Here is a 13,644-nt window from a genome sequence, read left to right as displayed (position 1 = left end):
AATTTAACTTTGTGACGATGCTTTATTGAGTTTTTGGTTACGGGTCATCGCACGTTTGGCGCTCCATTTTTCTTTAAAGAATTTGAACGCTAACGCCAAGATTAAGGTGATACCCCAAACCGCAAGGTTAAAGTGCAAGCTGATACCGAGCAGGCTTAAACCTGTAGCAATCACCTGCAAAACCAAGAGTGCACAGAACACACGGCTCACCTTACCAACTCCCCCGAATGGGTTGGTTCCGCCTAATACGATAGCAAGGATGGTCAGTAATAAATAAGAATCACCGTATCCCATACGCGCCGAGTTAAAGCGCGCCATCATAATCAGCCCTGCCAGCACACACAGCAGGCTCGAAATGGTGTAAATCGCTATCATCACACGGTCAGTTCGAATGCCACTGAACCACGTTGCGTTAATATTGCTGCCGCTCATGTAGATGTTTTTACCCAAGCGGGTACAGCCTAAGAACAGCGCCAATAAAACAGCGGTGACAATAAAGATAATCATGGCAATCGGTACACCAAAGACGGTATCAGAACCGATAGCGCGTACAATCGGTGGCATCCCACTGAGCGCCGCACCTTTGGTCAGGTATACGCCAATACCGCTGATGATGGTCATTGTCCCTAAAGTCACGAGGATAGGGTGGGCACCGATATGGGAAATCATTAACCCCGTTAAGCTACCGATAATCACGGCGATCACTGTGGCGCCCACTAAAGCTATCACGAGCCACATAATCTGCGTGCCCGTACCTGCATCGACGGGGAGATAGTTGATAAATACCCACGCCATAAACAACCCAGTTAAGTTGGCAGTACTGATGATCGCAAGGTTCAAGCCGCCGCTTAACATAGGCACGAACATGGCAAATGTCAGTAACCCCAACTCAGGGAGCTGGAAGGTAATACTCAAAAATGTATTTTGAGTGAAAAAGTGCCCTGGCATCGCGATACTGAAGGCCGCGATAGCCAGTACAAAGATTGAAAGCAGTCCGATAACAGAGCCATCAATTTTAAAAAAAGCTTGTTTTTTCATGGTGATATTCCTGTTAAACAAAACCTACGTCCGTCTCTTTGCGTTTCTTATAGTGGGTAATACAAATCGCAATGAGAATAACCATACCGATGACGATATTGACGAAGTAGTTTGAGACACCAATCAGGTTAAGGCCGTTTTTCAAGATACCGATGAGGAATACCCCCATCAGCGTACCAATAACGCTTCCGCGCCCACCAGATAAACTTGCTCCCCCTAACACGGCTGCCGCGAGTACATCTAACTCACCTCCCACGAGAGCACTTGGCACGACTTCGCTCATACGGTAGGTCTGCAACATGCCGCCAATGGCCGCCATTGCACCAAGATAACCGTATGCAAACAGGTAAATTACCCATACCCGAATCCCGATGCGAGATGCTGATTCTTGACTACCCCCCACTGCATACAGTTGGCGACCAATGTGGGTTTTGTTCATTAAAATCCAGGTTAAACAGGCGATCCCCAACATAACAACGAGTGGCAAGCCAATTTGGTAATATTCCCCGTCTACCTCGAAAGGTAAGATGGTCACAGGATCAACCCACCAATCAGGCAGGTCATAAATGCTGTGCCCGTTAGTTAGCCACATCAACATACCAAATAGCAGTGATTGCATACTGATGGTGATAATGATCGACACCACATTCAGCGAGTAGATTAAAATCGCGTTGATTAAGCCAAAAGTGATCCCGATGATAATCGCCAGCGTGATGCTTAATGCTGGGCTGGCAATAAAGCCTTGAAGTAGCCATGTCGCTATGACGTACTGCACCACAGAAGCCACGGCAGCGAAGGAAATATCAATCCCGCCGGTGACTAAGACAACAAATAACCCTAATGCAAAGATGCCTGTAACCGCATAGCTTTCACTGAGGTCGAGTAAGTTTTGGATCGTCAGAAATTGTGGGCTCATGGTGGTAAAGAAAATCACCATAATTAGGATGACCCACGTTAACCAACCTTCGACAGATTGGGGACGAAGTTTTTGCCAATTAGCCATTGATGATTTCCTCCAATTGCTGCTCATTGATGGAATCCGTCACAATCTCTTTAACGATAGAACCTTGTTTCATATGTAGAATTCGGTCACAGTTGTAATAAGCTTCGGAGGCTTCATCGGTAATTAATAAAATGGAAATCCCCACACCTGATAAGCGGTGGATTAGCTTGTAAATACTGTCTTTTGCACCAATATCGACCCCAACGGTTGGTGAATCTAAAATTAACACTTTAGGGCGTGTTAAAATCCATTTCGCCAGTACCACTTTTTGTTGGTTACCGCCCGATAACGTCGAAAGGGCGTTATTGGGGTCAGTGACTTTGATGTCTAAGTCGGCGATCCACTCTTGCACAATTTCTTGGCACTGTTTTTCATCGATTAAATGCAGTGGGGTTTTAAGGCGATCCAGAATCGAAATCACCATATTGTCCGCGATGGATTGCTGCAAAATCGCACCTAATGTCAGGCGGTCTTCAGAGACATAACCAATGCCGTGTTTAATCGCATCGGTATTGTTTTTTAACTTAACTGGCTTGCCTTCAATTTTCATTTCACCGCTATCGGGATGGGTGATCCCAAACAGCGATAAGGCGAGCTCAGTACGGCCAGAACCTAACAAACCACACAAACCCAGTACTTCACCGCGTTTTAAGTTCAGTGAAACATCGCTATATTGCCCCGCACGGCTTAAGTTTTTCAGCTCTAACACGGAACGGCGGTCTTCGGCATTATTTGGTGGCTTACGCTCATGGACGATGTCTAAGCCCGTCATGAGTTCAGTGATTTTACGGGTAGTGAGGCCTTCTGCTGGCCATGTGCCAATTTTTTGCCCATCACGGATAACCGTAATGCGGTCTGAAATTTCTTTCACTTCTTCCAAACGGTGGCTAACAAATACGACCGTAATACCTTTATTTTTTAAATAGTTAACTGTAGATAAAAGCTGGTTTACTTCGGTACGGGTTAAGGAAGCTGTTGGCTCATCCATAATCACCAGACGTGCGTCTGCGACTAATGCACGGCAAATTGCGACTTGCTGGCGCTGGGCGATGGGTAAAAACTGCACGGGCGTGTCTGGATTAATGGTAAAAGCGAGTTCGTTTAAGATCTCTAATGCTTTTTCGCGCAGTTGTTTTTGACGAAACCAACCAAAATAGCCTTTGAGATTCAGTTCAAATGCAATATTTTCCGCAACGGTTAAGTTCGGAAATAACGATAAATCTTGGTAGATAACTTGCACGCCCAATTCACGGGCTTTGTCTGGGGTAAGACGGTTGTAGCTTTTGCCGTCTATCTCAATTTTGCTACCGTCATCAGGGGCATAGACACCACTAATGGTTTTGATCAGTGTGCTCTTCCCACACCCATTCGTGCCCGCTAAGCAGTGCACTTCACCTTTGTTGAGCGTCAAATCGATATTGCGTAGCGCGCGGTGGCCGCCAAAGCTTTTTGAAAGGTCGCGCAAGGTAATGAGTGGATCGGATTTGTCAGCTTTTGAGGTGGTTGTCATAAGTACAATTCCTACTGCAAATAAATTGGTGTTGGCTTGTTCTTCATCATTCAAGCTGCCACGCTATTGGTGGCAACTCGAACGATTTGAAAACAGAAAATTTAAAATCTGGGTAAATCTTATTTTTTTGTTTTATATGACATTTTATAGAGGGTAATTACAGGCCGACTTCAACCAGTTTTTTGGTATTCTCAATATTCAGGTTAACTGGGTTATCGCTTAAAATTGTGTTGCCACTGACTTTAATTTCACCCATATCCCCGATTGAAACGCCATCTTTGATCGCTTCGCCATTCATCATTGCGGTCGCAACTTGAACGAAAACTTGCCCTGCCACTTTTGGATTGGAAATATAACCGCCATCAATTGCGCCTTTTTCCAGTAATTTGATGCCTTGGCCTGGGGTGAAAGTACCGAATACGCATGTTTCAGCATTTTTACGGCGTTTATCGATAGCACGACCCGCACCGATAGGGCCTTGTGAACCGAATGACATGATGCCTTTTAGGTCTTTATGTTTGGATAACAGGTCATTAGCGGTACGCATTGAGTCATCAACGGATTCAGCTACGCCGAAACGGTCATCGACCATTTGCATTTTCGGGTAGTTGGCTTTTTGGTAAGCGATGGCCGCATCTGCCCACTCATTTACCAGAGGAACGGTTAAGCTACCGACAAACATGGCGTATTTACCTTCTTCACCCATACAGGCAGCCATATCTCTCATATGGTTAGCGCCCATACTTTGGGTGTCGAGTAATTCGAAGTCCCAGTCTGCGTTCGTTTGGTTTGGTGATTCGTGGGTGATAACTTTGATACCCGCTTCTTGTGCACGTTTCAGTACAGGCTCAAGCACTTTTGCATCATTTGGCACGACACCGATAACATCCACTTTTTTTGCGATTAAATCTTCGATTGCACGAACTTGTTCTGCAGGATCAGCGGTTGTTGGACCAACTTGGAATGCATTCACACCGAGTTTTTTACCTTCTTCTGTGATCCCTTGTTCCATCACGTTAAACCAAGGAATACCACCGACTTTCACCACAACGCCCATGGTAAAGGGTTTTTGTGCTTTTTGAGATTCAGCCATCGCAACATTTGAAAACAGTGCAACGCTCATTAAACAAGGTAAAACTAGCTTCTTCATGTTCATAGTTGTATTCCTTAGTGTAGATGGATACTAAAATCGGCTATCTCATCAACGTAGGGTCAATGTTATTATCGAATTTAGGTATGCCTATAATTAAGTGCTTAGGAATTATGGGTACATAATATCCCTGCACTTTTTTAATACAGAAAATAAATTAACAATTATTATTTTACTTACATCACGGTTACGGACTTTTTATATTTTAATAAATTACTTATCGCACTCGATAATATTTAAATTCGGAAATTGTGTTTGAAAATTAGTATCATTAAGCTTATTGGTAATTAGCACATTAATATCATCAAATGTACAAACTTGGCTAAACGCATATTTTCCAAGCTTACTGTTATCGGCGAGCAAAACAGTATTCTCAGAAACCTGCAGCATAATATTTTTCAGTTTTGAGTTTATTTCGCTACCATCACGAATACCATTTTCAATATTAAAACCTTGGCACGATAAAAATAAGGTTTTAATTTGGAAGCTACGGATAATGCTTTCTGCAATCGGGCCATGAAAATCATCATGGCGTTCTGAATATTCACCGCCAATCCCAATAACACGTACTCGATCGCGGCACGCTAAGGCTTGGATAATTTTGACAGAATTCGTGACCACAGTGATATCAATGTCAGGGATCTGTCTTGCTAGAAACCAGCAAGTACTGCTGTTATCTAACATAATACAATCACCAGGCTGGATAAATTTCAGTGCAGCTTTGGAAATCTTCATTTTCGCATCGGGGTGCTCTTCAGTTCTTTTGCGAAAAGACTCTGCACCATCAACCATTTGACTGAGTTTGACTGAAGATGGCATCACATTGACCATCGGTATTTCTTCTTGGTCAATGGCGACAGCACCACCGAAGCTACGAATGATACGATTCTCGCGCTCCAGTACCGTTAAATCACGGCGAATAGTTTCTTGGGAAACCAGACATAACTGAGCTAATTCACGCACTAACGCCGAACCATTTTGAGCAACATGGGAACAAATTAATTTATGGCGTTCGGCTTGTAACATTTTTAGCTCCTATTCTTTCCACGATATTTATTCTGCCTGCGTTACTTTTTTTTTGTCGTGACTAGATTCAAGTAATCCCTTTTTGAAAAAAACAAAGCATTTTAAAGTGATCTTTATTTCAGTATTTGAAATGCAGGGAGTTTCGTTACATTCAATTTGTGATTTGAATCTCATTATTTGCGTTATCTTTCGGTGTAATCCATGAGAAACAAAAAAAAATGGGCTAACTCAGTCACTTTTCCACATATGAAATTTGACTAAATGCGACCAATTACGACCGAGTATGACCGAGTAAGCCTGATTTGTTGCGAGTTTGTAAATGTGGCTGCTTTTTAAATCAGCAGAATCTGTTTACCTTAATAGGTAGAGACAGGTTATCAACACACAAAACACACCCAGAGAATAAATTTTTGTTGTTGATATTTAAGCAAATTTTATAGCTAGGGGATTATTATGTTAGAGAAACTCAAACAACAAGTCTTTGAAGCGAACCTTGCTTTACCAAAGCACAACTTAGTGACGTTCACATGGGGGAACGTGAGTGGCGTTGATCGTGACGCAGGGTTAATGGTGATTAAGCCATCTGGCGTGGATTATGAAACCATGCAGGCTGAAGACATGGTCGTCGTTTCATTAGAAACGGGGAAAGTGCTCGAAGGGAAATACCGCCCTTCTTCTGACACAGACACACATTTGGCGCTTTATAAGGCATTCCCAGAAATTGGTGGCATTGTGCATACTCACTCGCGCCACGCAACTATTTGGGCACAAGCAGGGCAACCATTAAGCGCGTTAGGCACCACACACGCTGACTATTTTTATGGTGAAATTCCGTGCACGCGTTTAATGACTGAAAGCGAAATTGCCGGTGATTATGAAAGGGAAACGGGCAACGTCATCATTGAAACCTTTAGAGAAAAAGGCATTACAGCAAAAGATGTTCCTGCGGTACTAGTCAATAGCCACGGCCCGTTTGCATGGGGAACGAACCCTGATAACGCCGTGCATAATGCGGTCGTTCTGGAGGAAATTGCCTATATGAATTTATTTACTCGTCAATTACAGCCTGCGGTAGGGGCAATGCAGCAAGAATTGTTAGATAAGCATTATTTACGTAAGCACGGCAAAAATGCGTATTATGGTCAAAAGTAAATTTTCAATAATTCATATTTAATAGAATAGTTAATGATGATCTTGAGTATTTAATCATTATCGTTATTTTTTAAATAAAATAGCCACAAAGAACGATTCAGTGTGGCTATTTTGTCATTTTGTGAAAATGAAATTCCCTAGCGTTTAATCAGCTAAATTAATCAACTCTAATTTTTTAAAATAAAAATTAATCTAAATAAATAGATTTTAATTTTTTGATATCGTTATCGGTAAATTTAAGCTCATTTTTAATATAAGCTTCAACTGAGCCTGAGATTTCTTCCATTGCATTAAAGACTTCAATAATAAACGCCTCTTTGGTATCAATTAATGAAAGTAAATAATCCAAAACATTTTGGTCTTGTGTGATCTTTCGATAACCTGCCATTTTAATTTCATTGCGCGCAAGCCGATTAAAATGGGTCACCATGTAGTCTTGCACAATGGTTTCTTTGGGCACGCCTAACATTGAAAGAATCAACAACGCGCCATAACCTGTTCGGTCTTTGCCGCCTCTACAGTGTTGAATACTCGGGCTATTATGCTCATCAAGCAACACCTTAACCATTTGGTGGAAAGCAACTTTGGATTTCTCGCTGACAACAAATTGGCGATATTGCTCCAATATTTGCAACCCATCCCCGTTAACCATTTCTTTGGGAATATGGTGGATAACGCTCTCAATCAACGCTTTGTCTTCATTATCTGGCGAGGCCGCAAACTGCGCGGCAAGTTCTGCGGTTTGTGCTGTTGCATCTAAATGATAAGTTTTATCTTCACCAATATGGCAGTTGGGAAATTTATTGATTTCATTCTGGGTTCGATAATCAATAATACTTTTAATGCCGAGGTGAGAAATATAGTTTTTTGCCTGCTCACTTAAATTAAACAGGTGATTAGAGCGGTATAACATCCCCCATTTGACCTGCTTCCCTTCCGTTGTGGTATATCCCCCAAAGTCACGAAAGTTATTTAACCCTTCAATGGGTAAGGTTCGTTCAGCAAACAGTTGGCACCCACTTTCGGTTTGCAAGATAAAATAAATACGTTGTTTGGCATTAAAAGGGTCGTGCACAGTCAGTGCACTTTCCAGTTTATCGGTAATAAAATTTTCGGGGCGAATTTGTGTATTCGCCTCATCAGTCCAATATAAAGCCGCTGGTGAGCTGGGTATTTCACTGAATTTAATTTCCAGCGTGGACGCGTTAATTCGATTTACTGCGATTTCCATATATTTTCCTTAATCATCCTAAAATTCCAAACATAGAACACACCACGCCGAGAACCATAATGGCCACAATCAATGCAACTGTGTGTTTCCCCTGTAACCGACGGACTAGGAAGAAAATACCGAGTGCAAACAGTAGGGTAAGTAAGTTAGGGATAACTTTGTCAAACATCTCTTGCACTTTGATGGATTGCTCACCCACGGCAATAGTTAGCGGGGTGGAGAGTTTGACGGTAGTCGCTATCAAGGAGCCTAGGACCATCACCCCGACGACGTTCGCTATATTGGTAATACGTTGAATAATATTTGATTTTTTCGATTGCTCGATTAAATCAACCCCTTTGTTATACCCGTAATGAATAAAGAAATATTTGGTACCGATGTTGACGATGTTAAACAGTAGGAACATCAGTATCGGGCCGATAATATTACCTTGAAGTGCAAAGGCCGCACCGATACTTCCGCAGATTGGCAACCACGTAAATTTTAATAAACTGTCTCCAAGCCCTGCAAAAGGCCCCATAAGACCAGCCTTCACGGAAACAACGGCCTCTTTTTCTTCTTCAGTGGTTTTTTCTTCTAATGCCGCGGTCACACCGAGGATCAGTGCCCCCGCGTTTATTTGAGTATTAAAGAATTCAAAGTGGCGTTGCATCGCTTTAATACGTGTTTCTTGGTCGGCTTTTTCATACAGCTTATCGAGTACTGGCACCATGCAATGGGCAAAACCAATGGTTTGCAGCTTTTCATAGTTATAGGAAAATGACATGGTCTGAATTCGCCAAAACATCCCATTTAACTCTTTTTTCGTGAGTTTTTTCTGTTCAGAAGCCGTATCTGAAACAGTATCGGTAGTGATATCGGTCATAGGTCGTACTCCTCTTCTTCATTTTTCTGGGAGGTTTGAGTTGTTTTTTCTTCTGGTGCTTGGCGCATGCCATTAGCGAACGCCATGTCATACAGGACGGCGAAAGCCAGGGCGATAAAAGTAATTGGAATGATTGGCAGTTTTAAATAGGTGGTGAGCATGAATCCGAGTAGGAAAAAGAACCACATTCTGCCTTTGAGTAACATCAATAACAGGATACAAATACCGACGGCTGGGATCAGTTTAGAAGCCACGCCCATACCCGTTAGGATACTTTCTGGAACGGCATTTAAGATACTGTTGACTAAGTCACTACCGAAGTAGACGGCGATAAAACATGGAACTGCCCGAATGAAAAACCACAATGGTGTTGAAAAATAATGGACTTTCGTTAAACCGCTATAGTTACCATCGAGTATCGATTTACTGGCCCAGACGTTTAAGAAACTGGCAAACGAGCGCCAAATGATCAGTAATTGCTGACATAAAATGGAGACAGGAACGGCGAGGGCAATACCTGCTGCAATCCCACCATTTGAAGCGATACCCAGCGCAACACCAATAATTGAACCAGCAATAATATCAGGTGCAGAATATGCGCCCACATTACCAATACCCATCCACATTAACTCTAATGTGGCACTGATCGCTAACCCTTGAACCATATCGCCCATAATAATACCAGCGACAGTACCCGTTAATAGTGGGCGTCGGAGCATTTGTGGACCAACATCATCCAGCGAACAAATCCCCGCCCAAATTGCGATTAAAATGGCCTCAACCAACATAATAGGCTCCTTGCTTATTATTCAAAATAAGCATAATTAAATGAATTAATTGAGTAATGTTTTCAATTCAACAATCGGGTCTTTTGGCACCATCTGAATTTCAACGGCCACGTTATTGTTGATTAATGACTTAAAGGCTTGTTCTTCTTCAGGTGTCACTGCAACGGCGCGGGATAAATTGCGGCGTCCTTCTTGCATTCGCATTCCGCCCACATTGAGTTTTTCAAGTTTTAAGCCATTCTCAACCAGCTTGTTCACATCGACGCTGTTGGTGAAAAGCAGCATGGTGCGGCGTTTGATTTCAGCTTTTTTTAATACCTCGATAAATTTGTCAACGCCAAAAACGACCACTTTCAAATCAGGTGGTGCAGCCATGGTGAGAACAGATTGCTGTACGCTATCATTGGCAACTTTGTCATTCACGATAATGACTTGTTCAATATCGAAGTTTTTTACCCACGTGGTAATCACTTGTCCGTGGATCAGTCGGTCATCTATACGAGCAACATTAATTGGCATGGTTTACTCCTAAAGTTCGGTTTCATCTTGAATTACAGGTTTAAGTTGTTCACCTACATTAATGCAGCTGTCTGGGAACACGTCATTGATAACTTGATGAATTTCATGTAAAGGCAAATCGCGATTACTTAAAATCTCAAGGAAAGTAGGGACGTTGATCCCGCAATACAGCGCAACATCATTTTGTGTTAACACCAGTTCGCTGGCTAAGTTGCACGGTGAACCACCGAGCAGGTCAACTAAAATGAGCACACCATTGCCTTGGTTGATTCGCTGATAGGTATCGAATAATTGCTTTTTGACCTCATTAATATTGCTTTCTCTTTGGATGGATATCACGCTGATATCTTCCTGAGTGCCAATTAACATTTCTGCACACTCCAGTAGCCCTTGTGCAAAAGGGCCATGGCTTGCCAGTATGATGGGTAGTTGAGAGCTCATTTTTTCCCCTTTATATCTTGCTTTTTATTTTAGTAATAAAGTTACTTTTATATATTTATTTTTAAGTAACAATATCACAAAAAAGAGGAATGAAAAGGATTAGCCAGCAAGAAAGGGTCAGTTTTGTGAGCGAGATCGAAGTGGCGATATCGAGCCACCTCGAGAAGATGAAGAAGAGAAATAAAAATTAATTGTTGCTATTTAAGCGTGAGAAACGCTCTGCACGGGTGCTAATTTGCTTTTGGATACGCTCATCATACTGATTAATAAACAAGTTAGTAATCAACATATTAATGACAGTCAGCTGTGAAATTTTTGAGCGAATAGGGATAATCCGCGAGATATTTTCGGTTGATGTGGTATGTAAAATGGTTTCTGCCAAGGAAGAGACTGAGCTTTGCCCCATCTTAGTTATGGCGATAGTTGGCACCTGTAATTCACGGGCTAATGTGAGTAACTTAATGCACTCGTGGTTTTCACCTGAATGGGAAATCACAATCACCAAGTCATTTTTATCTAATGTATTCACGATGCTAAATTGAATACTGTAGTCGAGGTGGCAATTCACGTCTTTTTTAATTTTAATGAGTTGATATTCAAACTCTTTTGCAACTAATCCACTGCTGCCTGCGCCGTAAATAACTATTTTTTTACTTTTGCTAATCAGCGCATTAGCCTGTGCAAATGCATTAAGATTCACTAAAGCACAGGTTTCTTCTATCGATGACTTTTCGATTTGGCTGACTTTAAAATTCACCGTTTCCATCGAATCATTAATATCAATATCTTCTTGTAGCAGCGTGCCGTATGATTTGTTGTTTATCGATGAAATTAAATCAATTTTTAGCTCGCTAAAGCCTTGGTAACCAAGCTTATGGCACAGGCGCAAAATAGTGGTAGTGCTGACTTTGTTTTCTTGTGCCAAAGATTGAATGCTAATACTTTGCATGTTTTTTTTATTAGCAATAATGTATTCAGCGACCTGCTTTTCCTTGGTTGATAGGCTGTCTCTGGCTTCCCTAAGTTTTAGATCTATCATCGTTCACCTTGCTAATAAATTGAAAATCGTTATCTCAGCGTGATCCTACCATATCTTAAAAATAGCGAAATGATGACTTTTCTTTATTGTGCGCAAGTGAATAACAATGGGTGATTATTTACATTTAGGAGAAAAATAATGAAAGGGTCCCTATTGCTTCACAACAGCAAAACAATAGGGATGGACTTGATATTAAAGTGTGACACCCATTTTGAAAATGGCTAATTCACGAAAATCGTTGATTTCATTTTTGGTTTGTTCGCCATTGACGATTTTTACCACATGCTGAATAAAATCAGCCAGTAATTGATCCATGGATTTACCGTTTAACAGTGCGCCTGCGTTAAAGTCAATCCAGTGGGGTTTTTTCGCCGCTAACTCATTGTTTGTCGCAATCTTTAACGTTGGTACGAAACCGCCATACGGCGTTCCACGACCAGTGGTGAATAACACCATATGGCAGCCTGCAGCACCCAATGCACTGGTTGCAATGGCATCGTTACCTGGTGCGCTCAATAAGTTGAAGCCAGGTGTTGTCAGGCGTTCACCATATTTTAAGACGTCCATTACTTGGCTGGTTCCCGCTTTTTGCGTGCAACCAAGGGATTTTTCTTCAAGGGTTGAAATACCACCTGCTTTATTACCTGGTGATGGGTTTTCATAAATAGGTTGGTCATGGGCGATAAAATACTGTTTGAAATCGTTGATCATTTCGACCGTTTTTTCGAAGGTTTTCTCGTCATGGCAGTGGTTCATTAAAATTTGTTCTGCGCCAAACATTTCAGGTACTTCCGTCAATACAGTCGTCCCATTATGGCTCACTAAAAAGTCAGAAAAACAGCCTAATAGCGGGTTTGCAGTGATCCCCGATAGCCCATCGGAGCCGCCACATTCGAGGCCAAATTTCACTTCACTGAGTTTGCCTGCAACACGTTTATCTTGCCTAACAATTTGATATAACTCATTAAGATGCTCAACGCCTGCTTCAATTTCATCTTCTAATTGTTGGCACACCATAAACTTAACGCGGCCTGCATCAAATTCACCGAGGGTCTCTTTAAAGGCTGCAACTTGGTTATTTTCGCAACCAAGTCCAATCACTAATACGCCCCCTGCGTTAGGGTGCTTGACCATATCTTGCAAAATTGTACGGGTGGTTAAGTGGTCATCCCCCAATTGGGAGCAGCCTAAGGTATGGTTGTATAAATACACTCCATCAATATCATCAGGGTTGCCATTTTGTTTTTGGAATCGCTCGATCATTTTGCGGGCGAGGGCATTGACACAACCCACCGTTGGGATCACCCAGATCTCATTGCGAATCGCTACTTCGCCATTGGCTCGGCGATAGAGTCGGACATCAGGATCAGCCACGGTTGCAGAAATTGCATTATGCTCAGGGTGATATTCATAATCATTTAATGCGCTAAGATTGGTCGCGGTATTATGGGTGTGCACATGCTCCCCAATGCTAATGTCTACGGTGGCGTGGCCTATTGGCGCCCCATATTTCATGACATTTTTGCCTGTTTTAATGGCGGTTAAGGCAATTTTATGGCCGCGGCTCACATCTTCTTTCAATGTAATCGATTGATCTTCAATCGTGAATGTATCCCCAGCGAACCTATCGATTAGTGTGACGGCGACATTGTCATTAGTGTGTATTTTAATTATTTCTTTTTGCATGTTTTGCTCCCTGAGCGGTACATCGGACTGAAAAGATCAGTAGGGTGACTATCTTCAATTTTGCTGCCTAATTTTCATGCATTATACGATCTGGTTTATAACTTTGAAAGGTGTTATACCAATTTTGTGGTGAAATTATTTCTTGGCCATATTCTTGCTTCCCCATCATTGAGTTATTTCGTTATACTAAAGCCAT

General features: G+C 42.0%; 13 protein-coding genes. 1 reads left to right on the top strand and 12 read right to left on the bottom strand.

Annotated features, from left to right (window positions below; genetic code table 11):
* Positions 1-3 precede the first annotated feature (3 nt).
* The 5 genes from PR808_RS11650 to PR808_RS11630 form a co-directional block, all read right to left on the bottom strand.
* Complete coding sequence (locus PR808_RS11650) at positions 4-1,038, bottom strand: ABC transporter permease (RefSeq protein WP_206083399.1); 1,035 nt, start codon at positions 1,036-1,038, stop codon at positions 4-6.
* A gap of 13 nt (positions 1,039-1,051) precedes the next feature.
* A complete protein-coding gene (locus PR808_RS11645; protein ID WP_206083400.1) occupies positions 1,052-2,041 on the bottom strand; it encodes an ABC transporter permease in 990 nt (329 codons plus the stop codon).
* Positions 2,034-3,551 (bottom strand): sugar ABC transporter ATP-binding protein, encoded by a 1,518-nt coding sequence (locus tag PR808_RS11640; protein WP_206083401.1) that lies wholly within the window; start codon positions 3,549-3,551, stop codon positions 2,034-2,036. The genes PR808_RS11645 and PR808_RS11640 overlap by 8 nt, the downstream gene beginning before the upstream one ends.
* Positions 3,552-3,708: 157 nt before the next feature.
* Positions 3,709-4,701 (bottom strand): substrate-binding domain-containing protein, encoded by a 993-nt coding sequence (locus PR808_RS11635; protein WP_206083796.1) that lies wholly within the window; start codon positions 4,699-4,701, stop codon positions 3,709-3,711.
* Between the two features lie 213 nt (positions 4,702-4,914).
* Positions 4,915-5,727, bottom strand: a complete 813-nt coding sequence (locus PR808_RS11630; RefSeq protein ID WP_206083402.1) for a DeoR/GlpR family DNA-binding transcription regulator — start codon at positions 5,725-5,727, stop codon at positions 4,915-4,917.
* Positions 5,728-6,180: 453 nt separating this feature from the next.
* Between PR808_RS11630 and araD the strand changes: the two genes are divergently transcribed.
* Positions 6,181-6,879 carry an L-ribulose-5-phosphate 4-epimerase gene (gene araD, locus PR808_RS11625; protein ID WP_206083403.1) on the top strand — a complete coding sequence of 233 codons (699 nt, stop codon included), beginning with the start codon at positions 6,181-6,183 and terminating at the stop codon, positions 6,877-6,879.
* A 187-nt stretch (positions 6,880-7,066) separates the two neighbouring features.
* Here araD and PR808_RS11620 read toward each other — a convergent pair whose 3' ends face one another.
* The 7 genes from PR808_RS11620 to PR808_RS11590 form a co-directional block, all read right to left on the bottom strand.
* Complete coding sequence (locus PR808_RS11620) at positions 7,067-8,110, bottom strand: tyrosine-protein phosphatase (RefSeq protein ID WP_272539339.1); 1,044 nt, start codon at positions 8,108-8,110, stop codon at positions 7,067-7,069.
* A gap of 13 nt (positions 8,111-8,123) precedes the next feature.
* Positions 8,124-8,975 carry a PTS system mannose/fructose/sorbose family transporter subunit IID gene (locus PR808_RS11615; RefSeq protein WP_206083405.1) on the bottom strand — a complete coding sequence of 284 codons (852 nt, stop codon included), beginning with the start codon at positions 8,973-8,975 and terminating at the stop codon, positions 8,124-8,126.
* Positions 8,972-9,763 carry a PTS mannose/fructose/sorbose/N-acetylgalactosamine transporter subunit IIC gene (locus PR808_RS11610; protein WP_206083406.1) on the bottom strand — a complete coding sequence of 264 codons (792 nt, stop codon included), beginning with the start codon at positions 9,761-9,763 and terminating at the stop codon, positions 8,972-8,974. The genes PR808_RS11615 and PR808_RS11610 overlap by 4 nt, the downstream gene beginning before the upstream one ends.
* A gap of 45 nt (positions 9,764-9,808) precedes the next feature.
* Entirely contained in the window at positions 9,809-10,282 is a 474-nt protein-coding gene (locus PR808_RS11605) for a PTS system mannose/fructose/N-acetylgalactosamine-transporter subunit IIB (protein ID WP_206083407.1), read from the bottom strand.
* A 9-nt stretch (positions 10,283-10,291) separates the two neighbouring features.
* Positions 10,292-10,723 carry a PTS sugar transporter subunit IIA gene (locus PR808_RS11600; protein ID WP_206083408.1) on the bottom strand — a complete coding sequence of 144 codons (432 nt, stop codon included), beginning with the start codon at positions 10,721-10,723 and terminating at the stop codon, positions 10,292-10,294.
* Positions 10,724-10,910: 187 nt separating this feature from the next.
* Positions 10,911-11,762 (bottom strand): MurR/RpiR family transcriptional regulator, encoded by an 852-nt coding sequence (locus tag PR808_RS11595; protein WP_206083409.1) that lies wholly within the window; start codon positions 11,760-11,762, stop codon positions 10,911-10,913.
* A gap of 192 nt (positions 11,763-11,954) precedes the next feature.
* Entirely contained in the window at positions 11,955-13,448 is a 1,494-nt protein-coding gene (locus tag PR808_RS11590; protein WP_272539338.1) for a UxaA family hydrolase, read from the bottom strand.
* Positions 13,449-13,644: the final 196 nt, after the last annotated feature.

This window comes from Providencia sp. PROV197 (assembly GCF_028479625.1).
In the GTDB taxonomy this organism is placed as follows: Bacteria; Pseudomonadota; Gammaproteobacteria; order Enterobacterales; family Enterobacteriaceae; genus Providencia; species Providencia vermicola.
The sequence above is the reverse complement of the archived record's forward strand: the minus strand, read 5'-3'. Positions and strand labels throughout refer to the sequence as shown.